This is a genomic window from Actinomadura sp. KC216 (genome assembly GCF_004348535.1).
In the GTDB taxonomy this organism is placed as follows: domain Bacteria; phylum Actinomycetota; class Actinomycetes; order Streptosporangiales; family Streptosporangiaceae; genus Spirillospora.
Genome location: NZ_SMJX01000104.1, coordinates 1 through 25,663, shown reverse-complemented (window position 1 = coordinate 25,663; position 25,663 = coordinate 1). Strand labels below are relative to the sequence as shown.

General features: G+C 72.3%; 29 protein-coding genes. 13 read left to right on the top strand and 16 right to left on the bottom strand.

Features of this window, described 5'->3' with window-relative positions; translation table 11 throughout:
- From E1264_RS19650 to E1264_RS19640, 3 genes are all read left to right on the top strand, one after another.
- On the top strand, window positions 1–813 hold an 813-nt coding region (locus tag E1264_RS19650), incomplete at its 5' end, for an ABC transporter permease (RefSeq protein ID WP_207936027.1).
- A complete protein-coding gene (locus E1264_RS19645; protein WP_132175553.1) occupies window positions 813–1,604 on the top strand; it encodes an ABC transporter permease in 792 nt (263 codons plus the stop codon). The genes E1264_RS19650 and E1264_RS19645, both read left to right, overlap by 1 nt.
- Window positions 1,597–2,739: an ABC transporter ATP-binding protein gene (locus tag E1264_RS19640; protein ID WP_132175551.1), complete on the top strand. Its 1,143-nt coding sequence runs from the start codon at window positions 1,597–1,599 to the stop codon at window positions 2,737–2,739. The genes E1264_RS19645 and E1264_RS19640 overlap by 8 nt, the downstream gene beginning before the upstream one ends.
- Before the next feature lie 21 nt (window positions 2,740–2,760).
- Here E1264_RS19640 and E1264_RS19635 read toward each other — a convergent pair whose 3' ends face one another.
- A complete protein-coding gene (locus E1264_RS19635) occupies window positions 2,761–3,156 on the bottom strand; it encodes a thioesterase family protein (protein WP_165964259.1) in 396 nt (131 codons plus the stop codon).
- A 152-nt stretch (window positions 3,157–3,308) separates the two neighbouring features.
- On the opposite strand from E1264_RS19635, the gene E1264_RS19630 reads away from it, so the two are divergent.
- Window positions 3,309–4,097 carry an enoyl-CoA hydratase-related protein gene (locus E1264_RS19630; RefSeq protein ID WP_132175547.1) on the top strand — a complete coding sequence of 263 codons (789 nt, stop codon included), beginning with the start codon at window positions 3,309–3,311 and terminating at the stop codon, window positions 4,095–4,097.
- 27 nt (window positions 4,098–4,124) lie between these two features.
- Window positions 4,125–5,303 (top strand): saccharopine dehydrogenase NADP-binding domain-containing protein, encoded by a 1,179-nt coding sequence (locus tag E1264_RS19625; RefSeq protein ID WP_132175545.1) that lies wholly within the window; start codon window positions 4,125–4,127, stop codon window positions 5,301–5,303.
- A gap of 48 nt (window positions 5,304–5,351) precedes the next feature.
- Here E1264_RS19625 and E1264_RS19620 read toward each other — a convergent pair whose 3' ends face one another.
- From E1264_RS19620 to E1264_RS19605, 4 genes are all read right to left on the bottom strand, one after another.
- The gene (locus E1264_RS19620; protein ID WP_132175543.1) at window positions 5,352–6,296 is read right to left on the bottom strand and encodes a DMT family transporter; all 945 of its coding nucleotides are present in this window, start codon (window positions 6,294–6,296) and stop codon (window positions 5,352–5,354) included.
- An 89-nt stretch (window positions 6,297–6,385) separates the two neighbouring features.
- On the bottom strand, window positions 6,386–7,087 hold the full coding sequence (locus tag E1264_RS19615) for a response regulator transcription factor (protein WP_132175541.1): 702 nt from the start codon (window positions 7,085–7,087) through the stop codon (window positions 6,386–6,388).
- Window positions 7,088–7,187: 100 nt separating this feature from the next.
- A complete protein-coding gene (locus E1264_RS19610; protein ID WP_207936026.1) occupies window positions 7,188–7,793 on the bottom strand; it encodes a hypothetical protein in 606 nt (201 codons plus the stop codon).
- A 125-nt stretch (window positions 7,794–7,918) separates the two neighbouring features.
- On the bottom strand, window positions 7,919–9,361 hold the full coding sequence (locus E1264_RS19605) for an APC family permease (protein WP_132175539.1): 1,443 nt from the start codon (window positions 9,359–9,361) through the stop codon (window positions 7,919–7,921).
- 148 nt (window positions 9,362–9,509) lie between these two features.
- Here E1264_RS19605 and E1264_RS19600 point away from each other — a divergent pair, with 148 nt between their 5' ends.
- Genes E1264_RS19600 through E1264_RS19575 form a run of 6 tightly spaced genes read left to right on the top strand, consistent with a single transcriptional unit; the run spans window position 9,510 to window position 14,134 of the window.
- Window positions 9,510–10,268, top strand: coding sequence for an SDR family oxidoreductase (locus E1264_RS19600; RefSeq protein ID WP_165964258.1), 759 nt, complete (start codon window positions 9,510–9,512; stop codon window positions 10,266–10,268).
- Between the two features lie 8 nt (window positions 10,269–10,276).
- Window positions 10,277–11,272, top strand: a complete 996-nt coding sequence (locus E1264_RS19595; protein ID WP_132175535.1) for a hypothetical protein — start codon at window positions 10,277–10,279, stop codon at window positions 11,270–11,272.
- Window positions 11,269–11,745, top strand: coding sequence for a VOC family protein (locus tag E1264_RS19590; protein ID WP_132175533.1), 477 nt, complete (start codon window positions 11,269–11,271; stop codon window positions 11,743–11,745). Before E1264_RS19595 ends, E1264_RS19590 begins: the two co-directional genes overlap by 4 nt.
- On the top strand, window positions 11,742–12,485 hold the full coding sequence (locus E1264_RS19585) for an SDR family oxidoreductase (protein ID WP_132175531.1): 744 nt from the start codon (window positions 11,742–11,744) through the stop codon (window positions 12,483–12,485). Before E1264_RS19590 ends, E1264_RS19585 begins: the two co-directional genes overlap by 4 nt.
- A complete protein-coding gene (locus E1264_RS19580) occupies window positions 12,472–13,308 on the top strand; it encodes an SMP-30/gluconolactonase/LRE family protein (RefSeq protein ID WP_132175529.1) in 837 nt (278 codons plus the stop codon). Before E1264_RS19585 ends, E1264_RS19580 begins: the two co-directional genes overlap by 14 nt.
- A 40-nt stretch (window positions 13,309–13,348) precedes the next feature.
- Window positions 13,349–14,134 carry an IclR family transcriptional regulator gene (locus E1264_RS19575; RefSeq protein ID WP_132175527.1) on the top strand — a complete coding sequence of 262 codons (786 nt, stop codon included), beginning with the start codon at window positions 13,349–13,351 and terminating at the stop codon, window positions 14,132–14,134.
- A 46-nt stretch (window positions 14,135–14,180) separates the two neighbouring features.
- On the opposite strand, the gene E1264_RS19570 is transcribed toward E1264_RS19575, so the two are convergent.
- Entirely contained in the window at window positions 14,181–16,370 is a 2,190-nt protein-coding gene (locus tag E1264_RS19570; protein ID WP_132175525.1) for an alpha-L-rhamnosidase C-terminal domain-containing protein, read from the bottom strand.
- 99 nt (window positions 16,371–16,469) lie between these two features.
- On the opposite strand from E1264_RS19570, the gene E1264_RS19565 reads away from it, so the two are divergent.
- Together E1264_RS19565 and E1264_RS19560 are read left to right on the top strand one after the other, a co-directional pair.
- On the top strand, window positions 16,470–18,449 hold the full coding sequence (locus E1264_RS19565; protein ID WP_132175523.1) for an alpha-ketoacid dehydrogenase subunit alpha/beta: 1,980 nt from the start codon (window positions 16,470–16,472) through the stop codon (window positions 18,447–18,449).
- A 3-nt stretch (window positions 18,450–18,452) separates the two neighbouring features.
- Entirely contained in the window at window positions 18,453–18,743 is a 291-nt protein-coding gene (locus E1264_RS19560; protein ID WP_132175521.1) for a muconolactone Delta-isomerase family protein, read from the top strand.
- Between the two features lie 34 nt (window positions 18,744–18,777).
- On the opposite strand, the gene E1264_RS19555 is transcribed toward E1264_RS19560, so the two are convergent.
- The 10 genes from E1264_RS19555 to E1264_RS19515 form a co-directional block, all read right to left on the bottom strand.
- Complete coding sequence (locus tag E1264_RS19555) at window positions 18,778–19,095, bottom strand: TraR/DksA C4-type zinc finger protein (RefSeq protein WP_207936025.1); 318 nt, start codon at window positions 19,093–19,095, stop codon at window positions 18,778–18,780.
- Window positions 19,096–19,213: 118 nt separating this feature from the next.
- Window positions 19,214–19,750, bottom strand: a complete 537-nt coding sequence (locus tag E1264_RS19550) for a ferritin-like domain-containing protein (protein ID WP_132175517.1) — start codon at window positions 19,748–19,750, stop codon at window positions 19,214–19,216.
- 156 nt (window positions 19,751–19,906) lie between these two features.
- On the bottom strand, window positions 19,907–20,557 hold the full coding sequence (locus E1264_RS19545) for a DUF1345 domain-containing protein (RefSeq protein ID WP_207936024.1): 651 nt from the start codon (window positions 20,555–20,557) through the stop codon (window positions 19,907–19,909).
- Window positions 20,558–20,698: 141 nt separating this feature from the next.
- Complete coding sequence (locus E1264_RS45980) at window positions 20,699–20,920, bottom strand: class II aldolase/adducin family protein (protein WP_279491005.1); 222 nt, start codon at window positions 20,918–20,920, stop codon at window positions 20,699–20,701.
- On the bottom strand, window positions 20,863–21,375 hold the full coding sequence (locus tag E1264_RS19540; protein ID WP_243711033.1) for a class II aldolase/adducin family protein: 513 nt from the start codon (window positions 21,373–21,375) through the stop codon (window positions 20,863–20,865). The genes E1264_RS45980 and E1264_RS19540 overlap by 58 nt, the downstream gene beginning before the upstream one ends.
- On the bottom strand, window positions 21,372–22,247 hold the full coding sequence (locus tag E1264_RS19535; RefSeq protein WP_132175515.1) for an alpha/beta fold hydrolase: 876 nt from the start codon (window positions 22,245–22,247) through the stop codon (window positions 21,372–21,374). Before E1264_RS19535 ends, E1264_RS19540 begins: the two co-directional genes overlap by 4 nt.
- Complete coding sequence (locus E1264_RS43495; RefSeq protein WP_165964257.1) at window positions 22,244–23,098, bottom strand: alpha/beta fold hydrolase; 855 nt, start codon at window positions 23,096–23,098, stop codon at window positions 22,244–22,246. Before E1264_RS43495 ends, E1264_RS19535 begins: the two co-directional genes overlap by 4 nt.
- The gene (locus E1264_RS19525) at window positions 23,095–23,850 is read right to left on the bottom strand and encodes a dienelactone hydrolase family protein (RefSeq protein WP_132175510.1); all 756 of its coding nucleotides are present in this window, start codon (window positions 23,848–23,850) and stop codon (window positions 23,095–23,097) included. Before E1264_RS19525 ends, E1264_RS43495 begins: the two co-directional genes overlap by 4 nt.
- A 17-nt stretch (window positions 23,851–23,867) precedes the next feature.
- Complete coding sequence (locus tag E1264_RS19520; RefSeq protein WP_207936023.1) at window positions 23,868–24,683, bottom strand: IclR family transcriptional regulator; 816 nt, start codon at window positions 24,681–24,683, stop codon at window positions 23,868–23,870.
- 7 nt (window positions 24,684–24,690) lie between these two features.
- The coding region (locus E1264_RS19515; protein ID WP_207936022.1) for a sugar ABC transporter substrate-binding protein at window positions 24,691–25,663 on the bottom strand (973 nt) is incomplete at its 5' end.

Below are 25,663 nucleotides of genomic sequence, written 5' to 3'. Positions count from 1 at the left end.
GCCCTCCCCGTCGCGTTGCTCCTCATCGTCTTCGCCTATCCCATCGCCGTCATGTTCGCCCGGACGCTCAGCGACTTCGTCGGCCCCGACGACAGGGGGCTCGCGAACTACCGGTGGTTCCTGAGCACCCCCAGCCAGCTCACGATCCTGCGGCGCACCTTCACGACGTCACTGCTGGTCACGGGACTCTGCCTGGCCATCGGCTTCCCGTACGCCTACCTCATGACCGTGGTCGGGACCCGGTGGCGCATGGTCATGCTCGGTGCGGTCCTCATGCCGTTCTGGACCAGCCTGATCGTCCGGACCTACTCGTGGATGATCCTCCTCGGCGACAGCGGGCCCGTGGTGAGCGCGATACGCGGGCTCGGCTTCGGGGAGGTCCGGATCCTCGGCACCACGACGGCGGTCGTCATCGGCATGACGCAGGTGCTGCTCCCGTTCCTGGTCCTGCCGCTGTACTCGCGGCTGATCCAGATCGACCGCACGCTGCTCCGCGCCGCGCAGATCCACGGCGCGAGCCCCCGCACCGCGTTCCGCACCGTGTACCTGCCCCTCGCCATGCCCGGCATCACCGCCGGGAGCATGATCGTCTTCATCGTGTCCCTGGGGTTCTACTTCAGCCCCGCACTGCTGGGATCGCCGCAGAACAGCCTGCTCTCGCAGCAGATCGTGGAGCAGGTGACCAAATTGCTCGCGTTCGGCCGCGGCGGGGCGATGGCGCTGGTCCTGCTCGTGATCACACTGGTGCTGCTGGCGGCCGGGGCGCTGGCGGGCCGCCGCTACACCCGCGCGCTGGGAAGCGAGGTCAGCTGATGCGAGAGTCACGCCGCCCGTTCCTCAAGGCGTTCTGCCTCCTGGTCGGACTCCTGCTCGTCGCGCCGGTCCTCATCGTCGTCCCGATGGCCTTCACCAGTTCCCGGACGTTCACGTTCCCACCGCCGGGATTCTCCACCCAATGGTTCGATGAACTCGCCTCAGATCCCGCGTGGGTGGACTCGTTCATGCTCTCGCTCAAGGTCGCCGCCGTCGTGGTGGTCCTGGCGACCACGCTCGGGACCATGGCCGCCTTCGCCCTGACACGGGGCAGAGGGTTGTGGAAGGTCCCGGTCAACGGGCTGCTGCTCGCCCCGATGATCGTCCCAGGCGTGATCATCGCGATCGCGATCTACTACGTCTTCCTGCGCTGGCATCTCTCGGCCACGTTCCCCGGGTTCGTGCTCGCGCACACGATCATCGCCGTCCCGTTCGTGGTCGTCTCGGTCAGCACGTCCCTGCAGGGGGTGGATCGCCAGCTCGAGCGCGCGGCGGCGAGCCTCGGCGCGAGCCCCCCGGTCACCTTCGTCCACGTGACGCTGCCGCTCATCATGCCCGGGATGCTGACCGGCGCGCTCTTCGCCTTCCTCCTGTCGTTCGACGAGGCGATCATCTCGCTCTTCCTGTCCGGCCCGTTCAGCAGGACGCTGCCGGTCCAGCTCTACCAGAGCGTCACGACCACCCTGACGCCGACGATCGCGGCGGCGTCGACACTGATCATCGCCCTGAGCACCTCGCTCCTGCTGCTGTCCGCCCTGATCGCGACCCGAAGAAGGACGAAGCATGTCTGAGCAGACGCACGGCGCGTCCATCGACCTGCGCAATCTCGTGAAGCGCTACGGAGAGGTGACGGCGCTCGCCGACGTTTCGCTGACCATGCCGGCCGGCGAGTTCGTCACGCTGCTCGGGCCGAGCGGCTCCGGGAAGACGACGACCCTGAACTCGATCGCGGGCTTCACCCGGCTCGACGACGGGCACATCCTGGTCGACGGGTCCCCGATCGAGGCCGTCCCGCCGCACAGGCGCAACATCGGGATGGTCTTCCAGAGCTACGCGCTGTTCCCGCACATGACGGTCAGCGCGAACGTGGCCTTCCCTCTCAAACGGCGGAAGGTGCCCAAGCACGTCCTGAAGAGGCGCGTGGCCGAGAGCCTCGCGCTCGTCGGTCTCGACGGAATGCACGACCGGTATCCGCGCGAGCTCTCGGGCGGCCAGCAGCAACGCGTCGCGCTGGCCCGGGCCCTGGTCTTCGAGCCCCGCGTGCTCCTCATGGACGAGCCGCTCGGGGCGCTGGACCGCCGCCTCCGCGCGAACCTCCAGCTGGAGTTCAAGCGGATCCACCGCGAGCTGGGAATCACCTTCGTCTACGTCACCCACGACCAGGACGAGGCCCTGGTGATGTCGGACCGGATCGCGGTGTTCAACCACGGCGCCGTCGAACAGGTCGGGACCGCCGAGGAGCTCTACGAGCGCCCCGCCTCCCTCTTCGTCGCGGAGTTCCTCGGCGACTCCAACGTGTTGCCCGGTGTCGTCGTCGACTCCGCCGGGGGCCGGCGGTTGCGCGGCGACGGCTACGAGCTGGCGCTGCCCGACGACGCGGCCGTGACCGCGGGGACGAGCGCCGTGATGATGGTCCGCCCCGAACGCGTCGTCGTCGTGCCGGACGTGCCCGCCGCTCCTCCGGCGTCCGGCAACGCGCTCCCGGGCAGGGTGAAGCAGGTGATCTACATGGGCGGGATCCGCCGGCTGGAGGTCGGGCTCGCCGCCGGGTTCACCATGATCGCCCAGGAGCAGGCCGGGGGCGAGTCGACCGTGGCGGCCGGCGACGCCGTGCTCGCCACCTGGCATCCGCGCCTGGCCGTGGTTCTTCCCGACACCTCTGGCGACGCGACGGCGGGTGCCGTGACCGGCGCGCTCGCGGAGTGAGCACGCCGGTCCACCCGGAGGTCACCTGTCGAGCAGCGCCTCGATCGCCTGCCGTTCGCGCGGCGGGAACGGCATCGACCTGCGCCGCTCGCGGTCCCAGCGGGCGAGGATCACGCGCGACTCGGTGTGGACGCCCTTGCCTGCCGAGCCGAGCCTCTCGTGCACGGTGACCGTGCTGTTGGTCAGCACCACCGGCTTGAGCGAGACCGTGACCGGCCCGTCGTCGATGAGCAGTTCGCGCCGGTAGTCGAGTTCCAGGTGCACGATGACGAAAGGGGGTGCGGGCTCGTCCATGATCTCGGCGAGCCACCGGGCGTGCGCCTCCTCGAACAGGGCGAGGTGGGCGACCGCGGTCACGTGCCCGAGATAGTCGCGGTCCCGCTCGCGGAGCTCGAGCTCGATGTCCCATCCACCCATGACGTCCATCCTCTCCTCGCCGGACCCACCGAGGGCCCAGCCTTACGGTCGGCAGGTGCGAAACCGCGCGCGGGAGGCGGAAACTCCCCCATCCGGGGGTGGTTGGCGGCGACCGTCCGGGGCGGTGGCGCCGGACTACCGAGAATCGGCGCATGGCCTCCTCTCCCGTTCTCGTCGAGACCGCGGACGGCGTGCGCACGATCACGCTCAACCGTCCCGAGCGCCTCAACGCCCTCAATCCCGAGCTGCTGGACGCGTTCGCCGCCGCGTTCGCCGACCTCCCGCACGACGTGCGCGCGGTCACCCTCCGGGGCGCGGGGCGGGCCTTCTCCAGCGGCCACGACCTCAAGTGGGCGGCGGAGAGCGGCAAGGTTCCGAAGGGCGAAGACGAGTTGGCGGCGGCCACCGAGCGCCTGCACCGGATCACCCGGCGGATACGGGCGTGCCCGGTACCGGTCGTGGCGCGGGTGCACGGGTACGCGATCGGCGGTGGCGCCGAGATCGCGCTGAGCGCCGATCTCGTCGTGGCGGGCGCGTCCGCGACCTTCCGGTTCACCGAGACGGCGGTCGGCCTGGTCGTGACGAACGGCTTCACCGGCCTGCTGCCGCGTACCGCCGGCGGCGCCGTCGCCAAAGAGATCATCCTGTTGGGCGAGCCGTTCGACGCGGCCCAGGCCCGCGCGTGGGGCCTGGTCAACCGCGCGGTGCCCGACACCGAGCTCGATGCCGAGGTCGCGCGGATCCTCGCCGGCCTGCACACGAAGTCGCCGACCGCGCTGCGGCTGGCGAAGAACCTGCTCGACCGGGGCTGGGACGGCACGCTCGACGACGCGATGCGACGCGAGACCGCGGCCGGAGCCGAGGCGGCGCGGAGCGCGGACGCGCACGAGGCGGCCGCCGCCTTCGCCGAAGGCCGGCCACCGCGCTACACCCGGTCCTGACCGATCATCACCAGGAAGGGGGGCCTGATGGCCCGGAACGAATCCGCGAAGCCGTTTTCCGCGGTGATCGTCGGCGGGGCCGGCGGGATGGGCCGCTGGGCGGTCCGCGCGATCGCCCGGCTCGGATCGGCCGACCGGCTGCTCGTCGCCGACCTGGACGGGGTGCGAGCCCAGCGGGTGGCGGACGAGGTGGGTGGGCCGTGCACGGCCGTCGCACTCGACGCCACCGACGGCGCGGCGATGCGCGAGGTGTTCGCAGGCTGCGACGTCGTCCTCAACACGATGGGCCCGTTCTCGCTCTTCGCGCGGCCGGTCCTGGAGGCCGCGATCGAGTGCGGTTGCGACTACCTGGACATCGACGACGACTGGGAGTCCACGCTGGCGGCCTTCGAGCTCGACGCCCTGGCCCGCGAGCGTGGCTGCCGCGTGGTCAAGGGCATCGGCGGGAGCCCCGGGGTCTCGAACCTGGCGGCCATGCTCGCGGTGCGCCGGCTTGAGAAGGTCACCGAGATCGTCACCGGCTGGTCGATGCGCGGCGCGGTGCTCGAGGAGGAGCCGGCCTACCCGGCGACCGGGTCGGCCGGCGCCGCCCTGGAGCACTGGCTGATCCAGATCAGCGGCACGATCCGGGCGTGGCGTGACGGTGCCGAGCGGGACATCGAGCCACTGCGGCCGGTCGAGCTGGACTATCCGGGCATCGGACGCGTTCGCGCCTACACGGTCGGGCACCCCGAGGCCGTCACGCTCCCCCGCTACGTCACCGGCCTCGACAGCTCGACGAACGTCACGTCCGGGCCCCCGTGGGTGTTCGAGCACGCCCGGTCGGTCGCGGCCGAGTACGACGGCGGCGGTATCACGCTCGCCGAGGGCGCCGCCCGGCTGGCCAACGCTCCACGACCGGCGAACCGGCCGAGGACGGCCGACCCCCTCGGTACCGTGTGGGCCCTGGCGCGCGGCGAGCGCGACGGCCGTCCGCTCTCGGTCTCCGTCCAGCCGACCTCGATGCCGCCGGGAAAGATGGGCGGCGGCACCGGGGTGGCGCTCGCGATCGGCCTGGAACTGCTGCGACGGGAGCGCGCCGGCGGGCCCGGCGTCCACGCCCCGGAAGGAGCCATCGACCCGGAGGACTTCTTCGCGCTCTACCTCCGGTTCGCCGAGCCCAAGGTCTCCTCGATCGGCGACCTGCTGCTCATCCGCGAAGCGTGAGCCCGTCGTCGGCGGGCGTCCCGGACACGCTCTCACCGGCTCCGGTGTTCACGGCCGGCCGGGTCCCGGTGGCCGGCGGCCGATGGACGGCCCGGTGGCCTCCCGCCCTCCCGACCGGTCGCCGCGGATCAGGACGACGCCCGCCACGACCAGGCTCACGCCGACGAGCTGGACGGGACGCGGCGTCTCCCCGAGCAGCGCCCAGGCGAGGCACAGCGCGGCGACCGGCTCGGCCAGCGCGACGAACGAGGTGACCCGCGCGCCGAGGAGATCGACCGCGGCGAGGCCCGCGACGTACACGAAGATCGTCGAGACGCCCACGACCAGCACCAGCGGCACCGCCACCGGCACCGTCCGGCCGCCGAGGTCGACCGGCGCGTCGTCGATCCGGACCGGCATCACGCCCAGCAGCCCGAGCAGGCCGATCGTCACGGTCGCGACGCACAGCCCGGCGCAGGCGAGCATGACCGGCGGGATCGCCCCGGTCGTCCGGTCGGAGGCGAGGAAGAAACCCGCCGCGCACACCGCTCCGCCGAACGCCCACAGGATGCCGACCGGGTCGGGCCGGTTCACCCCCATGGCGGCGACCACGAGCACCAGGCCGCCGATCGCGGTGGCGGCGCCGAGGAGCGTGCCCGCGGCAGGGCGCTCCCCGTCGCGGAACCATGCCCAGCCCAGGACCAGCACCGGCGAGGTGTACAGCACCATCATCGCGACGCCGACCGGCAGCGTCGCGAGCGCGTGGAAGTAGCAGGTGACCGTGCCGGCGATGCCGACCACGCCGAGGACCACGATCCCGCCCAGGTTAGACCGCAGGGCGAACCGCCGGCGAGTCGCGGCCATGAACGCCGCGGGCAGCAGCACCAGCGCGGCCAGCGCCGTGCGCAGCACGGTGACCCCGCCGGCGGACCACCCGGCCTCGATCAGCGACTTGCCGAACGGACCGCTGGCGCTGGACGCGACCGCCGCGGCGACGCCCAGCACCACCGCCACGAGCCGGCCCCGCCGGCGTGGAGGGGGGGCTTCACGGGAACCTCGCCGCGGCCCAGAACGCCGCGCGGACGCCGATGGCGGCGTCCGGGTCAGCCTGCACGACGAAGCTGCTCGCGCTCGGTCCCTCCCCAGACCAGGAGACCGAGCTCCTGCGCACGGCTGGCGGCCTCGGCCCGGTTCCGCACACCGAGCTTGCGGTACACCGCGCTGGTGTGCTGTTTGACGGTGTGCCGGGACAGGTTCAGAGCGGCCGCCGTCTCCGGGTTGCTCAGCCCGGACGCGAGGTGCTGGAGAACGTCCAGCTCACGCTTCGACAGCTGAACCTCGGGTGCGACCGAGCCCTTGGGGAAGACGCGGCCGCCTTCCGCGACCCGCTTCATCGCCGAGATGATCGCGCCGCGCGGCATGTGCTTGGACAGCGCCGCGACGGCCCCCAGGGAGATCGCCAGCGCCGCCGGGACGCGGCCCTCCCCCGACATCAGGACGACCTTGATGTGCGGCATCCGCTCCTTCAGCGTGCGGCACAGCTCCGGCCCCGACCGTCCGCCCAAGGACGCGCTCACCAGCACGAGTTGCGGCTGGTGGCGCCGCACCACCTGAAGCGCCGCGTCCGCCGAACTCGCCACCAGGCACGACTCCACCCATGACGTGTCCGCGAGGACGGCGCGTAGCCCCGCCTGCATCAGCTCGTACTCGTCGACCACCAGCACCCGCTGAGGCCGGCACCTGTCCTCCCAGGTGTTTCCGGCGGCATCGGCGGCAGCGATCTGGCGTGTGGTGCCCAGCGACATCAACAACACCCCGTCCGGCGTCTCGTAGTCGGGTGTTACGTGTGCCGTACACGGTCGCCGAGCACGGCCCCGGCGGCACCCGTGGAACTACCTGTTTCGACTACGCGCCTGACCTGCTCGCCCGCCAGGCCCCTGTTCGGCATCCGGACCCCGCTGCGGACCTGCTGGATTCCGGTATCGGCCAGAACGGCGTCGAACAGCTCCGGGAGCCTGCCGTCGATCGGACACGTGCCGCGCTATCGGGCTGCATCAGATCCCAGGCGGCAGCGGTGACGATCCCGTAGGCCAGATGCGGGGCCAGGTCCGACAGCCACGAGCTGACCGGCCAGGTGCGCGGGTCGGTCACGCCCAGCGCGACCATGGGGCCGGTGGTGCCGATATTGGCGGTCAATCCGGCGACGATGCCACGCACGATGAGCGACGCGCCGTCGAGCCTGGGGGCCGCGAGCCCGTAGAGCGCCCCCACACCAAGACCGGAGCCGACCCCCAGCAGAGCCCCGATGGCCGAGCGGCGATTGTCGGCCTCATCGTCGTCACGGTTCATTGGCGACCGGGTGACACCGAGCAGCCGCTCGCTTCTGCGGACGGTCTCGGCAGGCGTGGTGCTGGCCGGACGCCCGCGCACCGCCATGTCCAGGTAGCCCACGACGTTGAGCGCCGTCGTACCGGCCGCGCCCGCGGCCATCCCGGTCAGAATGCGATTCATGCGGCCGTCCTGCCCGCAACGGGTGGCATTACCCCTGCTGGTGCCCTCCCCCACCGGCCCGGGGGAGCCACGCGGCGCCGCCGTGCCGTGCGCACTCGCATGTCGGTGCGCACGGCGTCGGAGGGTCAGGCGACCGGGCTCTGCGCCGTCGGCGGCGGCGTCGCGGGGGTGTCATCGCGCAGCCTCAGCCTGCCGCCGTCCTGCAGGACGACCCTGACCGCGAGCAGCACGACGCTGATCAGCAGCGTCCCGATCCCGATGAGCTGCTCGTTCAGGCCGCCGTAGCCGGCCTTGCCGGGGCTCAGCGCGCCGACCACCAGGATCACGGCGTTGTAGGCGGCGAGGACGGCCGCGACGGCGATCCAGCCCCCGCGGAGGCGGATCATCCTCGGCCACCCCGGACGGTCCCTGCGGAGCAGCAGGAACGCCGACAGGGCGAGCACGTTGGCGAGGACGTATCCCACGTTCGCGGCGAAGATGATGCCGAGCGGGTTCCCGACGAACAGGACGAGCCCGGCGTTCACCGCGAACGCGACGAGGATCGCGACGTGGGGCTCGTGGTTGCGGTTGAGCCTGTCGAGCTGCCTGATCGTCAGCCCGGCCTTGGCCACGCCGTAGAGCGCGCGGCCCGAGTCGGCCGTGGCACCGTTCATCACGAGCAGGAACGACGCGGCGAGCAGCAGCGAGATCAGCCACGACGCGGGGCCGATGATCTCGGCGAACGCGGCGGCGTACATCCCGCCGGGGTCGGCGGCGATGGCGTCGTCGCCCACGGTTCCGGCGATGCCCAGCGGGCTCAGCGTCGACCCGGCGAGAGTGACCAGCGCGGCGAGCCGCAGCGCCTTCGGGGTGTCGGTCTTCGGGTGCTCGTACTCGGGGGTGAACGTCGCGCACACCTCGGTTCCGTAGGCGGACCAGGCGAACAGGAACAGGAACACGACCGCGACGTGCCATCCCTCGATCCCGCCGGTGAGCTTCCAGGTGAGGCCGTCGGTGCTGAACTCGCCGAGGAGGAACGGGCCGAGGGTGAAGATCAGGATGAGGGCGGCGGACGCGTGGCCGAGGATCTTGGCGAGCAGCGCGGTGAACTTGATGCCGCGCATGTTGAGCCAGGACACGAAGACCAGCGACGCCACGCCGAGCGCGTGCCCGAGGCCCGCGTCCACCGGGCCGAGGTCGACCGTCCGGTCGGCGTCGGGGAAGAACTCGGCCTGTACCAGCGTCCCGAAGCCGAGCGCCATGACCGCGACGCCGAAGGACCACCCGGCCCAGTACCCGAAGGACGCGATGGCGCCGATGGGGCTGAAGTAGCGGCGCCAGCCCTCGTGGGCGTAGAGCGCGACGCCGCCGGCCTTGTTCGGGAACATCCCGGCGAGCTCGGCGTAGACGTAGTTCTGCAGCAGCCCGACCGTGCACGAGACCGCGAACAGGGTGGCGACCGCCAGGGTGCCGATGGACGCGATGGACGGCCCGAGCGCGGCGAAGATCGAAACTGGGACGAGCAGGGCGATGGCGAATCCGTCGCGCCATGTCAGCTTGCGCTGGAGCTCGCCGTCGGACTGAGTCATGGGTCCTCCCAACCCTCACCCCGGCATGATTATCACCATATGATTGTCTTACCGGATGGTGAGAGGTACCGTAGACGCCGTCATCACACGCGTCAATGGCCCCAGTGGCCCCGGCAAGCGCTCGGGAGAAGAGGGAGTGCCCATCCCGATGAACGAACTCGAAGGCAAGGTCGTGCTGGTCACCGGCGCGGCGTCGGGCATGGGACGCGAGGTCGCGCGGCATGCCGCCGAGCACGGTGCCCGCGTCGTCGGCGTCGACCGGGACGCCGCCGCGCTCGCGGACCTGACCGGCGGCGCGGCGATCGACGGGCTGGCGTCCGACCTGACCGACCCGGACGGGCCGCGCCGCGCCGTGCGGCACTGCCTCGACGCGCACGGACGGCTCGACGGCCTGGTCAACGCCGCCGGTATCTTCCAGACCAGGGCGATGCTCGACATCACCGCCGACGACTTCGACCGGGTCTTCGCCGTGAACGTCCGCGCGCTCTTCTTCCTCCAGCAGGAGGCGGCGAAGGAGATGCGGGACGGCGGCGCCATCGTCAACTTCGCCTCGACCGCCGCGCGGGTGCCGCGGCCGATGTCCAGCCACTACGCGGCGAGCAAGGCCGCCGTCGTGAGCCTGTCCCGGTCGGCGGCGACCGCGTGGGCCGATCGGGGCATCCGGGTGAACTCGGTCTGCCCCGGCGTCATCGAGACCCCGATGATCACGGCGATCCTCGCGGAGCAGGCCGGGCTCGCCGGGATCACCCCGGACGAGCTGGAGTCCCGCTGGCGCGGCCTCAACCCGATGGGCCGGCTCGGCCGCCCGGGCGAGGTCGCCGAGCTCGTGACCTTCCTGCTCTCCGACCGCGCCTCGTACATCACCGGGGAGAGCATCGGCGTCAACGGCGGCGCCGACGACATCTGAGGATGCGCATGCTTGAGATCACCAACGGCCGGGCGGCGGTCGCCGTCGCGCCGGAGCGCGGGGCGGAGATCCGGTCGATCACGCTCGACGGCGGCCCCAACGCGCTCGCCTACCACGACTGGACGACACCGTCCCCCGCCACCGCGGCCAACGGGTACGGCGACTCGGAGACCGACTGGCTGTCGTGCTACCGGGGCGGGTGGCAGGAGACGATCCCGAACGCGGGCGCCGAGTGCCGCGTCGCGGGCGTGCCCCTCGCCTTCCACGGCGAGTCCTCGATCCTGGAGTGGGACGTCCTGCGGGCGACCGCCACCGCCTGCGAGCTCCGGGTCGGGCTCCGGCTTCCGCTGACGGTGACGCGCCGCATGACACTCGACCCGGACCGTCCGGTCCTGCGCATGGAGACGACGCTGACGAACGAGTCGCCCCTGGCGGTCCCGTACGTGTGGGGACATCACCCCTGCTTCCCCGCCGCGGACGGCACCTGGGTCGAGATCCCCGCCGTGTCCTACGCCACCGAGCCCCTGGAGGCGGGCGACATCGCGTCGCGGGAGGGCACGTGGCCGATGGCGGAGACGGTCGACGGCGCGGCGGCCGACCTGAGCCGCGCGCCCGGCGCGGAGACGATGCGCTGCTTCTACCTCCACGGGCACGACGCGGGCTGGGCCGTGATCCACCAGCCGGACGGCCTTCCCAGCGTCGCCCTGAGCTGGGACGTCGAGGCGTATCCGGTCACCTGGCTCTGGCAGATCAACGGCGACCCCGGGTTCCCGTGGTACGGGCGGATGCGCGCGATCGCGGTCGAGCCGCAGACCGCATGGCCCTACGACGGCCTGGCCGGGGCGATCGAGCGCGACCAGGCCCGGCTGCTCAAGGCGGGCGAGTCGGCGTCCAGCTGGATCACCGTCTCCGTGCTCGACGGCCCGCCCGGCGGACCGGTCGCCTCGGTCACGCCGGACGGACGCGTCCACGAACATCCACGGGAAAGGGAGCAGGGAGCATGACCGACACCATCCGCCACATCCATCACGTCGGCCTGACGGTCTCGGATCTGGACCGTTCCGTCGCCTTCTACACCGAGCACCTCGGGTGCTCGATCGTGATGAGCCAGGAGAAGGCCGGCGGCTACCTCGCCGCGATCGTCGGCTACCCGGACGCGTCGGTCCGGATGACCCATCTGCGGGCGCCGTCCGGCGACCTGGTGATCGAGCTGTTCGAGTACCTCGCCCCCGAGGCCCTGCGCACCCGGCTGGAGCCGCGGCTGATCGGCAACCCGCACCTCTGCTTCGTCGTGGACGACCTGCCCGCAACCCATGAGCGGCTGACCGCGGCCGGCGTCGAGTTCTTCTCGCCGCCCGTCCTGGTCGACACCGGCGCCAACGCGGGCGGCCAGGGCGTCTACCTGCGCGACCCGGACGGCATCGTCATCGAGCTGTTCCAGCCCGCCGCGTCCCGCGCCGGGAAGGACGCGGCATGAGCGCGCGGGCCGCCGGAGAACGGACCGGGCGGGCCGTCGTGACGGGCGCGGCGTCGGGCATCGGCGCGGCGGTCGCCCGCCGCCTCGCCGCCGACGGCATGGACGTGCTCGGCATCGACCGCCGGCCATGCCCGGGGATCGACCACCGCGTGGCCGACCTCGGCGACCTGGACCGCGTGACCGCCCTCCCGGAGGAGCTGGACGACGAGCGCCCGACGGACGTCTTCGTCAGCTGCGCGGGCATGTTCGAGGGCCAGGCGTCCGCCGACCTCGACTTCGCGACGTACGAGCGGACGCTGCGGGTCAACCTGCACGCCCCCGTCTACCTCATGGGCAGGCTCGCCGCCCGGATGGCCGGGCGCGGCTACGGCCGGATCGTCGCGATCACCAGCATCCACGTCCGGATGAGCGAGCCGACCGCGCTCGCCTACGACGTCGGCAAGGGCGGGCTCGACGCCGCCGTCCGCACCGTGGCCATCGAGAATGCGGACCGGAACGTGCTGGTGAACGCCGTGGCCCCCGGGTTCGTCCGCACCGGCATGTCGATCGTGAACGGCGAGGACGAGCTCGAGTCCGCCTGGTTCAAGGACCACTACCTGGCCACGGGGAGGCTCCCGATGCGGCGCGCCGCCGAGCCGGACGAGGTCGCGACCGCGGTCTCCCACCTGGTCAGCGGCGAGAACACCTACGTGACCGGCGCGTCGCTGACCGTGGACGGAGGTCTCAGTGCGCGTTTCTGACCCGCGACCACTGCTGGACGACCTCTACTTCCCCGAGTGCCTGCGCGAGCACGAGGGCGGCCTCTGGTTCAGCGACATGTTCGCCGGAACCGTGCACCGGATGCCCTGGGACGACCCGTCCGCGCGCACGACGGTCTTCGCCACGGACGACCTGTGCGGCGGCATCGGCTGGCTCCCCGGCGGGGACCTGCTCGTCTGCAGCATGGAGAAGCGCCTGCTCCTCGCCGTCGACGCGTCCGGCGCGCCGCGCGTCCACGCCGACCTGTCGGTGCATTTCGAGCACCCCATCAACGACATGCTCGTCCTGCCCGATGGGCGGGCGCTCGTCAGCGGATACGGATACGACGTCGACCACGGTGCCGCGCCGGAGCGCGTCGCGCTGGCCGTCGTCGAGCCGGACGGGACCCACCGCCTCGACGCCAACCGGCTCCTGTTCCCCAACGGAATCGACGTGCTCTCCCCTGGCCGGATCGCCGTCGCGGAGACGTTCGCGGAGCAGGTCACGACGATCCCCCTCGACGGCGACGGGGGGCTGGGGACGGCCACGGCCCATGCGAGGTTCGGCGACGGCGACGGCCCGGACGGCATATCCGCCGATGGCGAGGGTGGCCTCTGGGTGGCGTGCGCGTTCGGGGAGCGGGTCGTCCACCTGGACACCGGCGGCCGGGAGGACGCGGAGCTGCGGATCCCCGGCCTGGGCGTGTTCGACTGCCTCGCCGCCGCCTCGGGCGACCGGCTCGTCATCGCCGTCTCCGGCCATGACGAGGAGTACGGCAGGCGGCACAGGACGGGCTCGCTCCTCGAAGCCCGGATCACGACGTGATCCGACAATGTTGTCGAATGGTGATGCTAGCCTGTCCGGCATGACATCACGCGGGGACGCGGACGAGGGCGCGGCGGCACGCCCCCGGGTCCAGTCGGCCGCCCGCACGGTCGCCATCCTGCTGGCGGTCGCCCGGAGCGACCGCGGGCTGACCACCAAGGAGATCAGCGAGCAGGTGGGGGTCGGCCGGCAGACCGTCTACCACCTGCTGCACACGCTGACCGAGACGGGGATGCTGGCGCGCGGCGGCGACGGGCGGATCATCCTCGGGCTCAACGTCGGCAGCCTGGTCGCCGGGTTCGACCGCCAGCTGTCCCCCTCGGAGCGGCTGGCTCCCCTGGTCAGGCGGCTGGCGCAGGAGACCGACGAGACGTCCTACGCCGCGGGCTGGCATCTGGGCGAGATCACCGTGCACGCCGTGTCCCGGGGGTCCAACCCGGTCCAGGCGGCGGAGACGCCGCTGGGCTTCACCGGGCTGGCGCACGCGCGGGCGTCGGGCAAGATGCTGCTGGCGATGATGCCCGCGGACGAACGCGCGCGGTACCTCGCCTCCCATCCGCTCGACCCCGTCACGGCCCGCACGATCGTCGACGCGGGCGCGTTCGAGAAGGAGATGGAGCTCGTCCGCGAGCGCGGCTACGCCACCGACCGCGAGGAGCTCGCGGAGGGCGTGTGCTGCGCGGCCGTCCCGCTGGACGGTGGGCGCTCGCCGTACGTCCTCGCCGTGTCGGCGCCCAAGAGCCGGTTCGAGGAGAACTTCGACCGCAACCTCGCGATCCTGCGGAAGATCGCCGAAGTGAGCTTCATCGAGCTGCTGAAGAGCTGATCCCGGCGGTCGGGCCGCCCCGGCGGGGCCGGGGCGGCCCGACCGTTCAGGAACCGTCCGCCCAGGCGAAGGTATGCGTGCCCGCCACCTCGTGGAAGGCGACGTACCCGTCCTGCGCGGTGGCGCGGACGCCGGGGGCGGGCCCGGATCCGTCCCAGACCACGCGGCCGTCCATCGCGATCACCCGATCCTTGCCGAGGAGCGGCACGCTCACCGTGCCGCGAGACGCCGTCCCGCGGGAGGGCCCGTCAACGGTCAGCGCGAAGCCGCGGCCGTCGTGCTCCCACCGGACGGTGATGGCCCCGCCCGGGATGGGCGTCCGTCCCTGGGCCCACCGCAGGCCGGACGGCTGCGGCCGGACGCTCCACCGCTGGAATCCGGGCGCGGTCGGGGTGACGCCCAGAAGCCCCTTCGACAGGGCGGGCAGCGCGGTCGTCCACGCCGTGTTGGCGAAGTCGCCCCGCCGCACCGACCCGTCGTACTGGGACGAGAACCAGCCGGTGCCCGGGCCGTTCCGCAGCATGTGGCCCCACCAGCCGCGGATCTGCCGGAGGGCCCCGGCGCCGTCCCCGTAGTTCACCCGGCCGATCGCCTCCATCGAGTTCGTGTACCCGTGGATGACGCCGTGGCGGTACGGGTTGTCGGTGTACTCGCTGACCCGGCTGCCGTACGGCGAGGCGAGCCTCCGGTCGATGAAGTCGATGATCCTCCGGCCGCGTTCGGGGGTCACCGTCTCGAAGAACAGGTTCCCGCCGTTGGCGTCGTCGGTGCGGTCGCGGCGCGGATCGTCGGCGTTGAGCACGAACGCGCCCCCGGCCCGGTCCCACAGCACCCGGTTCAGCGCCGCGCGGACGGCCCCGGCCCGCCGTTCGAGGGCGCGGGCGGCGGCACCGTCGCCGGCGACGTGGCGTTCGAGGTACGCGAGGCCCTTCGTCGCGTCGTAGTACGCGGCGTTGTTGAAGGAGTCCACCCCGTAGGCGGTGTCGCCGGGCTGCCAGTTGGCCCGCATCGGGGTGTCGTCCTTGGGCTCGTAGTACAGGCCGTTCTTGTCGGTCCGGCCGCGCAGGAACGCGACCGCCCGGCGGGCGACCGGCAGCAGGGGTTCGACGAACGCGGCGTCACCCGAGTACAGGTAGTAGTCGGCGAGGGTGGACACCCAGAAGGCCGTGAAGCTGTCGATCGTGATGTCGTCGTACAGCGACAGCGGGCCGGCGGAGCCGAGGGCCACGCGCGGATCGGGCCCCTCCTCCGGGACGCGCCAGCCGTCCGGCGGTCCGGGGTCGCCCGGCTTGCACGTGACGAGCGGTGAGGACGCGAGGGGCAGCGAGCCGTCCGGGTTCTGGACGCATCCGAACTGCTGCAGCGTGTTCCGCACCAGCATCCGGTAGTCGCCGCTCTGGTAGTACCCGGCCCGTCCCTGCATGTGGATGTCGCCCATGAACAGCACGCGGTCGAACGTCACCGTCAGCATCCACGGGCTGGTCCCCTGCCGGACGGTCGCGAGGTCACCGGTGTGCGCGCTCGCGTACCAGGCCCTGTTCAGCAGGTCGTCGCTGGAGTGGAAGGACCCGTCGTAGGTCACCGGATAGGTCGTCTTGCGAAGGCGCACCCGGTCGATGCTGACGGTGCCGGGCCCGTCCAGCGTGATGGCGACGTACCGGGTCTCGCGCTTACCGGGGCTGACCCGGGTCACGGGACGTTGCGTCGCATCGAACAGGTCGACGCGGGACTCGGGGTCGTCGTCGGTGCCGAACGACCGGCCCATCCCGTCGCCGTCCGGGCCGGCGAACCGGCGGAACTGGGCGTAGCTGACGCGGACGGGGCGATCGGCGGACCGGACGTCGACCTCGACCCTGCCCATCATGACGTTCCCCAGGTCGACCATGAGGGTGGCGCTGTGCTCGGCGGTCGTGGTCAGGACGGTCGGCGCTCCCCCGGCCTTCAGTAGCCCTTCGGGGTTCGTGACCTCGGACGCGTTCCCCTCCACGGTCACGCCGCGGGCCCGCGCGTAGGCGTCGTCGTCCGAGACCAGGTACTTCGCGTGGCCCGGCCGTGCCGCGACCTGCCGGCACGACAGCCGCTCCGCGGGATCGGAGAGGCGCTCGCACGCGTCGCGCGCATGGGCGGGTGTGACGGCGGCCAGCAGGCCGCCGAGGACCGAGACCGCCGCCAGGACGGGCACGGACCGGCGCCGGACCCGTCTCCGCAGGGGCGGTGCTGAGGGCTGATGAACCATGGCTCTCCTATCGCGATTTGATAGGTGTCGCACAATATGTGATACAACTGCCCGTATATCAGCGTTGGACGCTAACTGTGTTGTGATTATCAAATAGTGATGGAGGACGCCGTGACGACGCCGCAGCCAGGACCGGCCGACCTGTTCCGGTCGATGGCCCTGATCAGGCATTTCGAGGCGCAGGCCCTGGAGCTCAGCCGGCGGGGCGAGGTCGCCGGGTCGATCCACCTCTGCACCGGCCAGGAGGCGATCCCGGTCGGCGCGATGAGCGCGCTGCGGCCCGGCGACCGGGTCCTGTCCACCTACCGGGGGCACGGGTGGGCGCTCGCCTGCGGCGCCGATCCCGCCGCGGTCATGGCCGAGATCGCGCAGCGCGCGGCCGGGACCAACGGCGGGCGCGCCGGTTCCCCGCTGCTCAGTGCCCCGGACCAAGGTTTCCTCGGCGAGAACTCGATCGTCGGCGCGGGCGTCCCGATCGCGACCGGGGTGGCGATGGCGGCGGCACTCCAGGAATCCGGACGGGTCGCGCTCGTCTCGATCGGCGACGGCGCGATGAACCAGGGCGCCACCACCGAGGGGCTGGTGTTCGCCGCGGCGCGGAACCTCCCGGTGATCCTCGTGTGCGAGAACAACGGCTGGTCGGAGATGACCCCGATCGCGAGCGTGAGCCGCACCGGCGACTTCGCGGACCGGGCGCGCGCGCTGGGCGTCCACGCCGAGGTCGTGGACGGCGGCGACCCGGAGCAGGTCGCGGACGCCGTCCGGCGGGCCGCGGAGCGATGCCGCGCGGGCGGCGGGCCGGTCTTCCTGGAGTGCAAGACCGTCCGGCTGTGCGGCCACTACAACAAGGACGTCGAGCACTACCGTCCGGACGCCGACCGCGAGGCCGCGGCGGCGGCCGACCCGCTCAGGCGCTTCCGGGACCGCCCCGGCGCGGACCGCGACGAGCTCACCAAGATCGAGAACGCCGCGGCGGAGGAGATGGCGGCCCTCGCCGAGCGCGTCGTCGCCCTCCCGCCGCCCGATCCCGCCACCGTGCACGACCACGTCTATGGCCCGGCACCCTCGCCCCCGGCGGCCGGCACGCCTGAACAGCCCGCCAAGGACATGCCGTACTGGCGCGCCGTGAACTCGGCCCTCGCCGACGCGATGGACGCCGACCCCGGCGTCGTCGTCTACGGCGAGGACGTGGGCTTCGCCGGCGGCATCTTCGGGGTCACCCGCGGGCTCCAGAAGCGGTTCGGCGACCGGCGGGTCTTCGACACCCCGATCAGCGAGGCGGCCATCCTCGGCTCCGCCGTCGGCGCCGCGCTCGACGGGGCCAGGCCCGTCGTGGAGATCATGTGGGCCGACTTCATGTTCGTCGCCCTCGACCAGATCATCAACCAGGCCGCGAACGTCCGGTACGTCAACCGGTCCCGGCTCGCGGCGCCACTGACGATCCGCATGCAGCAGGGCGTGACACCCGGGTCGTGCGCCCAGCACTCGCAGAGCGTGGAGGCGTTCCTCGCCCACGTCCCGGGCATCAAGGTCGGGCTGCCCAGCACCCCCCAGGACGCCTACGCCATGACGCGCGCGGCGATCGACGACCCCGACCCGGTCGTGCTGATCGAGCACCGCGGGATGTACACCGAGACCGGCGGCGTCGCCCGCGGCGGCCCCGTCGAGCAGGCGCGGGGCGCCCGCACGCGCCGCACGGGGGCCGACGCGTGCGTCCTGACCTGGGGCACCGGCGTGGCCACGGCGCTGGCGGCGGCCGAACTGCTGGCCGCCGAGGGGATCGAGGCGACGGTCCTGGACCTGCGCTGGCTGCGTCCCCTCGACGACGACGCCATCGCCGGCGCCGTCGCGCGGGCCTCGGGACGGGTCCTCGTCGTCCACGAGGCCACCCGGACGGGAGGTTTCGGCGCCGAGGTCGCGGCCCGCGTGACGGAGGCGCACTTCGCGTCCCTGGCCGCGCCGGTCGCGCGGGTGGCCACACCGGAGATCCGCATGCCGTCCGCCCCCGCGCTCCAGCAGGCCGTCCTGCCCACGCCGGGACGGGTGGCCGCCGCCGTCCGCGGTCTGGTAACCCGCTAGACCATGGAATTCCTGGTCAACATCGAGATCGCCCTACCGGACGGCCTGGACCCGCACCGCGCCGACGAGCTACGCGCGGCGGAACGCGAGCGGGCCGCCGAACTCGCCCGGGCGGGCGTCCTCGTCCGGCTGTGGCGCGCCCCCGGCAGATGGGCGAACTGGGGCCTGTGGCGCGCGGCCGGCGAGCCGGACCTCCGGGAGGCCCTCGGCTCTCTGCCGATGTACCCGTACATGTCCGTACAGATCCACCCGCTCGACCCCCATCCGAACGACCCGGCCCGGACCCAGCCGTAACGGTCGGCAGGTGAGTGCCGGGCCGGTGGCGCGTTCAGCCGCTGGCGCAAGCGATGCAGGTGCGGGCGAACGGACGCGCTTCCAGGCGTTCCACCGCGATGGCGCCACCGCATTGTTCGCAGACGCCGTAGGTACCGTCGCCGAGCCTGCGCAGCGCATCGTCGATGTCGGCCAGGCGTGCGCGGGCACGGGTCAAGGACGCCTCGATCCGGCTGCGCTCGAAGGCGATGGTGGCGCCTTCCGGGTCGTGCTCATCGTCCGCGTTGGCCTGCACCGACGCGTTCACGACGCCGTCCCAGTCAGCACTCAGCGACGCGACGAGCTCCAGAGTTCCCTCGCGGTCGGCGATCAAGCGTTCCTTAGCTGTGGCCACACCGCCTCCAACGTCCGCGGCGCCCCCGCTTCTTCCAGACCGGGCCGCGGGGCGGTGCTCCACGCTTCGCTCTGCCCGCGGCCGCGGGTGGACGGGGTCAGATGCCCAGCAGGTCGGTCAGGTCGTCGGCGTGGTCCTCTTCCTCGGCCAGGATCTTCTCCATCAGCCGGCGGCTGGTCGGGTCGGCGTTGCCGAGCCAGCGGATGATGTCCTGGTAGGACTGGATGACGATGCGCTCGGCGTACAGGTTCTCCTTGAGCATCGCGGTGAGATCGGTGTCGGCGTACGTCGAGTACGGAGTGTGCGAACGCCGCACGAGGGTCTCGGGATCGAAGTCCGGCTGGCCGCCGAGCTGGCTGACCCGCTCGGCGACCTGCATCGCGTGCTGGCGCTCCTCCTTCCCGTGCTCGTGGAACCCCTCGGCGACCTGGGCGCTGTCGATGCCCGAGCAGGCGATGGCGTTCTGGGTGTAGCGCATCCAGCACACGATCTCGGTGGCGAGGACATCGTTGAGAACGCCGATGACCTTCTCGACGTCCCGCCCGTAGCTGCTCGTCACGGGACCGTCGTCCATCTTGGAACGGGCACGCTCGCGGATCGCCTCCACATCGATGCTGAAGCTGCTTTCGGACATGCTCTCTCCCTTAGATCACGGTCACCCACCCTGCCTGCTACCCAGCGTGAGCAAGTTACTCCCCTGTGTTATGGAGACGGTTGATGACGGACGGCCGCCTGCAACGCGGCGAGCGGGCCGCACGCGAAGGGGCCGTCCCCCGGCCCCGCGCACGCCTCAGCCCGTGGCGATGCCCGCCACGAGGTTGATGGCCGCGGCAAGGATGCCGGTCCCGAGGACGTACGAGAGCAGCGTGTGTCGCAGCACCACCGCGCGGATCGCCGTACTGGACACATCGGTGTCGGATACCTGGTAGGTCATCCCGAGGTTGTAGCTGAAGTAGAAGAAATCGCGGTACGACGGCGGTTCGTCGCTGTTGAAGTCGATCCCGCCCACGGGCTCCCCGTAGTAGAGGTGCGCGTAGCGGACGCTGTACATGAGGTGCAGCATCGCCCAGTTCATGGCGATGCCGAGCAGGCCGGTCGCCGCCGCCGCGTGCCGCGTGCCGGAACCGCCGATCGCGAGCAGCACGACGATCCCGACCAGGCTGCCGATCGCCCCCGCGACCACCAGGGACTCCGACACGAGCGGCCGGAAGCCCTCCCGGCGCGCATGGTTCCGGGTGGCCTCGGCCGTCATCGGCCAGGACTTCACCACCCCGGTGAAGACGAACACCGCCGGCATCGCGGCCAGCCCGGACAGCACTCCGAGCGGGAAGCTCGCGCCCAGGCCGACCGCCAGGCAGACGGCGGCCCCGGCGGCGACGGCCGCGGCGCGCCTGGCCGGAACCGTGGAAGGCATCGCCCGCATCACCGCGTCACCAGCCACGCCGGCGACGCAACGCGAATGCGGGCACGAAACGACCGCGACCCGCGTTCGGCGCCGGCGAACTTGATCATGCGATCTGACGCTACGCGCGCCCGCATGGCGCGGCAAGGACAGAGCCCGGCCCGGGCACCGGCGGTCGGGTCAGAGCCGGCGGACCAGGTAGGACCAGGCGGCGTCCAGTTGTGCGGGGGCGTAGCAGCGGGCGCGTTTGGCCAGGGATTCGGCCTCGTCGGAGTGGTCGTAGGCGCCGGCGGCCGCGGCGGCCTGGAGTTGGAGGCGGCACGCCTTTTCGAGGAGGATCGCGGTCAGGACGGCGGTCGGGACGTCGGGGCCGACGGTGACCAGGCCGTGCCGGTGCAGCAGGAGGGCGTTGCGATCGCCCAGGGCTTCGGCGACCGCGAGGCCGAGGGCGCGGTCCCGGATGAGGTCCCCGGTGGCGGTGAAGCGGGCGATGTCGGGCGGCCAGAACAGGGTGCCCTCGTGGCCGACCGGGTGGAGGGGAGGCCGGTCGCCGCGAAGGCGACGGCGGACTCGGCGTGGCTGTGGACGACGGCGCCGGCATCGCGGCGGGCGGCCATGATCTCGGTGTGGATGGGGTATTCGAGGTGGACGCGGCCGTCCCCGCGCAGGCGTGTTCCGTCGCGGTCGATGAGCACGACCCGGTCCGGGGTGATCTCCTCCATGCCGTAACCGGCGGCCTTGAGCCAGACGCCCGCGCCACCGGGGTCGCGGACGGAGAGGTGGCCCCAGATGAGGTCGGCGTTGCCGTTCGCGGCCAGCACGCGGCAGCCGACGGAGACCTCTTCGGCAGGGGTCACCGGGCGTCCTTGGCGAGGAAGTCGCCGACGATGCGGTTGAACTGGGCGGGCTGCTCGAACATGGGCCAGTGCCCCGCGCCGGTGATCATGTCGAAGGTGCCGTTGGGCAGGATCTCGCTGGCGCGGCGGCCGACCTCGGCGGGCGTGGTGGGGTTGTGGTCGCTCCACAGGACGAGGGTCTCGTGGTCGATCCGGGCGAGGTCGTCCTCGCCGAGCATGTAGGCGCGGTTGGCCTCGCTGGGCTGTTCGGCGACGAGCTTGGCGAGCGCTTCCTCGGTGCCGGGCAGCGTGTAGTAGCGGTAGCGGCATTCGACGAGTTCGTCGGTGACGGACGCGGGGTCCAGCATCAGCCATTCGAGCCGTTCGCGGACGCTCTGCCGCGTCGGCGCCGACGCGGCCTTGGTGGTGACGGCCTTGACCTGGGCGTGCACCCGCTCGCTCTCGGCGGCGCGTCCCGGATCGGACAGCAGCAGCCCGGCGCCGGTGACCGAGACGAGCCTGCCGACGCGGTCGGGGTGCGTCAGCGCGGTGTGGAGGGCGATCCAGCCGCCGAGGGACTGGCCGACCAGGTGCGCGCGTTCGGCTCCGATGGCGTCGAGGAAGCCGATCAGGTGCCGGGTGAAGACGGGCGCGTGGTAGGTGACGTCGGTGGGGCGGGCGGTCAGGCCGTGGCCGAGCACGTCGATCGCGTGGACGCGCAGGCCGCGCTCGGACAGCGGGACGACGTTGCGCAGGAACCCTTCGGCGTGGCCGGTGAGCCCGCCCATGAGGATGACGGCGTCGCCCTCCCCGGCCTCGATGGAGCGGGTGCGCCAGCCGGCGGCGTCGCGGAAGCGGGTCTCGGCGCCGAGGGAGTCGGTCCACAGGGTCATGAGGGGTTCTCCTTGTCGAGGAAGTCGATGAGGGCGGCGTTGACGAGGCCGGGCCGCTCGTACTGCGGCCACTGCCTGGCGGCCGGGACGGTCAGGAGGCGGGCGTTCGGGATCGCGCGGACCGCCGCCTCGACGACGGCCGCCGGGGTGTGCCCGTGCTCGCCGCGGATGAAGAGGACGGGCGCCGTCAGGGCGGAGAGCCGCTGCGGGGTGAGGAGCGACCGGTCGTTGTCGGCGGCCCGTACCAGGCGGTGCACGCGCCGGGCCTCTTCGGGCCGGTAGAGCGCGGTCCTGACCTGGACGAGTTCGGCGTCGACCCCGGCGGGGTCGGCGAGCAGCCCGGCGAGCCGGGTCCGGACGGCCTCGGGCGTGGGTTCGGCGTAGGCCCGTCCGCCGCGCTCGTAGGCCGCCTTCACCGTGGGGTCGGCGAGCCGTTCGGCCTCGGGCTGGAGCCCGGCGGGTTCGATGAGGGCGAGCCGCCGCACCCGGTCCGGCGCGCGCGACGCCGCCAGCGCGGCGGCCCAGCCGCCCAGGGACTGGCCGACGAGGTCGGCGGCGTCCAGGCCGAGCGCGTCCAGGACGGCCAGGACGTGATCGGTCAGCGCCTCCACCGTGTAGGAGTCGGACGGCGACCGTCCGGTGAGGCCGTGGCCGAGCAGGTCGACGGCGATCGCGCGGCGTCCCGCGGCGGCGAGCGCGGGCAGGGTGCGCGCGAACGTCTCCAGGTGGCCGCCCCGCCCGTGCAGCAGGACGACCGGGTCCCCCGCCCCGAGATCGGCGACGCGCGTCGGCACCCCCGCCGCGCCGACGTGCCGGATCTGGACGCCGAGCAGGTCGGTCCACAGGCTCACAGGTGCTTCCTCAGGAAGGCGAGGGTCCGCTCCCAGGTGAGGCGGGCGGCCTCGGGGTGGTGGTTGGGGTGCGTGTCGTCGTGGTAGGCGTGCCCGGCGCCGTCGTAGACGTGGATCTCGGTGTCCTGGCCGGACCGCTTGAGGGCGTCGCCGAGGCGGGCGGCCTGGTCGAGCGGGATGACCTCGTCGGCGCCGCCGAAGTGGGCCTGGACGGGGCAGCGGACGCCGCCGGCGATGGCGATGCGGGAGCGGACCCGGCCGGTGGGGCTGTAGGCGGGCGGCAGTTCGGGCAGTCCGTAGAGCGGAACGGCGCAGGCCAGCCGGTCGGTCCGGGTCGCCCAGGCGAGCGCGAGGCCGCCGCCGAGGCAGAACCCGACGACGGCGGCGCGGGATGCGTCGACGTCGTCGCGTCCGGCGAGGTGGTCCAGGCCCGCCTCCAGGTCGGGCAAAGCCTGCTCGTCGCGGGCGGCGAGGAACGCCTTCGCGCGGCGCTCCTCGGGCGTGGTGTAGTCCTGCGGGGGGCGGCCCCCGATCCTGCTGTACAGGTCGACGGTCAGGCACGCGAAGCCCTCGTCGGCGAAGCGTTCGGTGACCCGCTCCCGGTGGGCGGTGACGCCGAGGTTCTCGTGCGCCATGACGATCACCGGCGGCCGGACGCCGCCAGGGTCACGGGACGGCAGGGCCAGATAGCCGCGAATCTCATCGGAGCCGGAGGGGAAGGTCGTCCATGCGGCTTCGTGGGTCCTGTTCATGCTGTGGTGTCTCCGGGTCAGCCCGCGCGCGGCGAGGAGGGTGGATGCCCGGCCGCGGTCCGGCCGAGCAGGTGCTTGATGTGGGCGCCGAGGGCTTCGAGCCGCTGGCGCGGCATGCGGGTGATCCGTCCGCAGACCGCGATCGCGCCGGCGGGACGGCCGCCGACCATCACCGGGACGGCGACCCCGGCGATGCCGGCGATGAACTCGCCGATCTCGACGGCGTAGCCGTAGCGGCGGGTCGTCTCCAGCTCGCGGCGGAGCACGTCGGGGTCGGTGATGCTGGCGGGGGTGCGCTGCGCCAGCGGCAGCCTCGTGACGATCTCCTCGGTCTCCTCCCGCGGCAGGGCGCTGAGGATGGCGCGGCTGATGCAGCCGTTGGCCAGCGTCGAGCGCCGGCCGAGCGGCGACAGCGACTCGGGCGAGTGCGGCGCCTCCCGCTTGCCGGTGATGAGCAGCGACCTGTCCTGCCAGTCGATCTCGGCGATCAGGACGGTCTCGCCCGTCGAGCGGATCAGCTCCTCCGCGACGCCCTGCGTCAGGTGGGACAGGGCGTTCGTCGTCGAGACCAGGCTGCCCAGCTCCAGCAGCCGGTTGCCGAGGACGTAGGCGCCGTCGGCCTCCTGCCGCAGGAACCCGCGCTCCACCAGCGTCACCGCGATGCGGTGGGTGCTGGTCTTCGGCACCCCGGCGGCTTCGGCCAGCTCGGTGAGCTGGAAGCGGGGGTGCGCGGCGCTGAAGGCGCCGAGCACGTCCAGGGCACGGTCGACGGAGCGTACTCCGCGGCGGCGCGCGGGATCGTCGTCGGGAAGGCGGTCGGGAGAATCGTTCACGGTGACCTCACGAGCAGTACGGCGGTGCCTTGCTCGCATTGTCGCTGGTCACGACCACATCGGGCACGGTGGCGATCTTCTGGACGCCCTTCTTCCCGCGCAGCAGGCCGACGACGTTGTCCACGGCCATCTCGCCGACGCTCTTGGGGGTGTTGCTGACGGTGACGGCGAACTCGCCGTCCTTGACGGCCTTGACGCCGGCCTCGCTGCCGCCGTTGGTGAGGATCTTGATGTCGTCCCGTCCGGCGGCCTTGAAGGCGGCGAGCGCGCCGAGCGCCATGTCCTCGTTGTGGACGAAGACGTAGGAGACCTTCGGCCGGGCCTGGAGCAGGTTCTCGGCGACGTCCTGCGCCTTGGCCCGCTGCCACATGGCGGGCTGGTCGAAGACGACCTTGGCGTCGCTTCCGAGGCTCTGCTTGAACGCGTCGTTCATCAGGTCGGCGGCGGCGCCGGGCGCGCCGCCGATGATGCCGACCTCGACGGGCTTGCCTTCGCTGTCCTTGGCGAGCCAGGCGCCGAGTTCACGGCCGACCTTCTTCACGTCGGTGACGACCGCGCCGAGGATCTTGCTCTGGTCCACCGATGCGACGGAGGTCAGGAAGATCGGGATTCCGGCGCGGTTGGCGCGGCCGATCCCGCCCTCCAGCGAGTCGATGTTGACGGTCTGCACGACGATCGCGTCGACCCGCTTGACGATCATGTCGTCGATGTTGGACAGCTCCTTGGCCGGGTCCATGGCCGAGTTCGCGGTCAGGACCTTCACCCCGGCGCGGTCGGCGCGCGCCTGCAAGGCGTTCTGGAGGCAGGTGTGGAACTCGATGGAGTTGCCGTTGACGAAGCCGATCGTGAGCTGCTTGTCCGACGGGACGGGCGCGGCGGCCTTGTTCCCCTCGTCCACGCTGCAGGCCGTGAGCGCGAGCCCGGCGGCCACGGCGAGGGCCGCGCTTCTCATGGGAGTGGATTTCCGGACGGTGCCCAGG

What these genes read in the sequence shown, in the direction of transcription:
- E1264_RS19645 (WP_132175553.1), top strand. Translation starts at nt 813, where the DNA reads ATGCGAGAGTCACGCCGCCCGTTCCTCAAGGCGTTCTGCCTCCTGGTC.
- E1264_RS19640 (WP_132175551.1), top strand. Translation starts at nt 1,597, where the DNA reads ATGTCTGAGCAGACGCACGGCGCGTCCATCGACCTGCGCAATCTCGTG.
- E1264_RS19635 (WP_165964259.1), bottom strand. Translation starts at nt 3,156, where the DNA reads ATGGGTGGATGGGACATCGAGCTCGAGCTCCGCGAGCGGGACCGCGAC.
- E1264_RS19630 (WP_132175547.1), top strand. Translation starts at nt 3,309, where the DNA reads ATGGCCTCCTCTCCCGTTCTCGTCGAGACCGCGGACGGCGTGCGCACG.
- E1264_RS19625 (WP_132175545.1), top strand. Translation starts at nt 4,125, where the DNA reads ATGGCCCGGAACGAATCCGCGAAGCCGTTTTCCGCGGTGATCGTCGGC.
- E1264_RS19615 (WP_132175541.1), bottom strand. Translation starts at nt 7,087, where the DNA reads ATGTCGCTGGGCACCACACGCCAGATCGCTGCCGCCGATGCCGCCGGA.
- E1264_RS19610 (WP_207936026.1), bottom strand. Translation starts at nt 7,793, where the DNA reads ATGAATCGCATTCTGACCGGGATGGCCGCGGGCGCGGCCGGTACGACG.
- E1264_RS19605 (WP_132175539.1), bottom strand. Translation starts at nt 9,361, where the DNA reads ATGACTCAGTCCGACGGCGAGCTCCAGCGCAAGCTGACATGGCGCGAC.
- E1264_RS19600 (WP_165964258.1), top strand. Translation starts at nt 9,510, where the DNA reads ATGAACGAACTCGAAGGCAAGGTCGTGCTGGTCACCGGCGCGGCGTCG.
- E1264_RS19595 (WP_132175535.1), top strand. Translation starts at nt 10,277, where the DNA reads ATGCTTGAGATCACCAACGGCCGGGCGGCGGTCGCCGTCGCGCCGGAG.
- E1264_RS19590 (WP_132175533.1), top strand. Translation starts at nt 11,269, where the DNA reads ATGACCGACACCATCCGCCACATCCATCACGTCGGCCTGACGGTCTCG.
- E1264_RS19585 (WP_132175531.1), top strand. Translation starts at nt 11,742, where the DNA reads ATGAGCGCGCGGGCCGCCGGAGAACGGACCGGGCGGGCCGTCGTGACG.
- E1264_RS19575 (WP_132175527.1), top strand. Translation starts at nt 13,349, where the DNA reads ATGACATCACGCGGGGACGCGGACGAGGGCGCGGCGGCACGCCCCCGG.
- E1264_RS19570 (WP_132175525.1), bottom strand. Translation starts at nt 16,370, where the DNA reads ATGGTTCATCAGCCCTCAGCACCGCCCCTGCGGAGACGGGTCCGGCGC.
- E1264_RS19565 (WP_132175523.1), top strand. Translation starts at nt 16,470, where the DNA reads ATGGAGGACGCCGTGACGACGCCGCAGCCAGGACCGGCCGACCTGTTC.
- E1264_RS19560 (WP_132175521.1), top strand. Translation starts at nt 18,453, where the DNA reads ATGGAATTCCTGGTCAACATCGAGATCGCCCTACCGGACGGCCTGGAC.
- E1264_RS19550 (WP_132175517.1), bottom strand. Translation starts at nt 19,750, where the DNA reads ATGTCCGAAAGCAGCTTCAGCATCGATGTGGAGGCGATCCGCGAGCGT.
- E1264_RS19535 (WP_132175515.1), bottom strand. Translation starts at nt 22,247, where the DNA reads ATGACCCTGTGGACCGACTCCCTCGGCGCCGAGACCCGCTTCCGCGAC.
- E1264_RS19525 (WP_132175510.1), bottom strand. Translation starts at nt 23,850, where the DNA reads ATGAACAGGACCCACGAAGCCGCATGGACGACCTTCCCCTCCGGCTCC.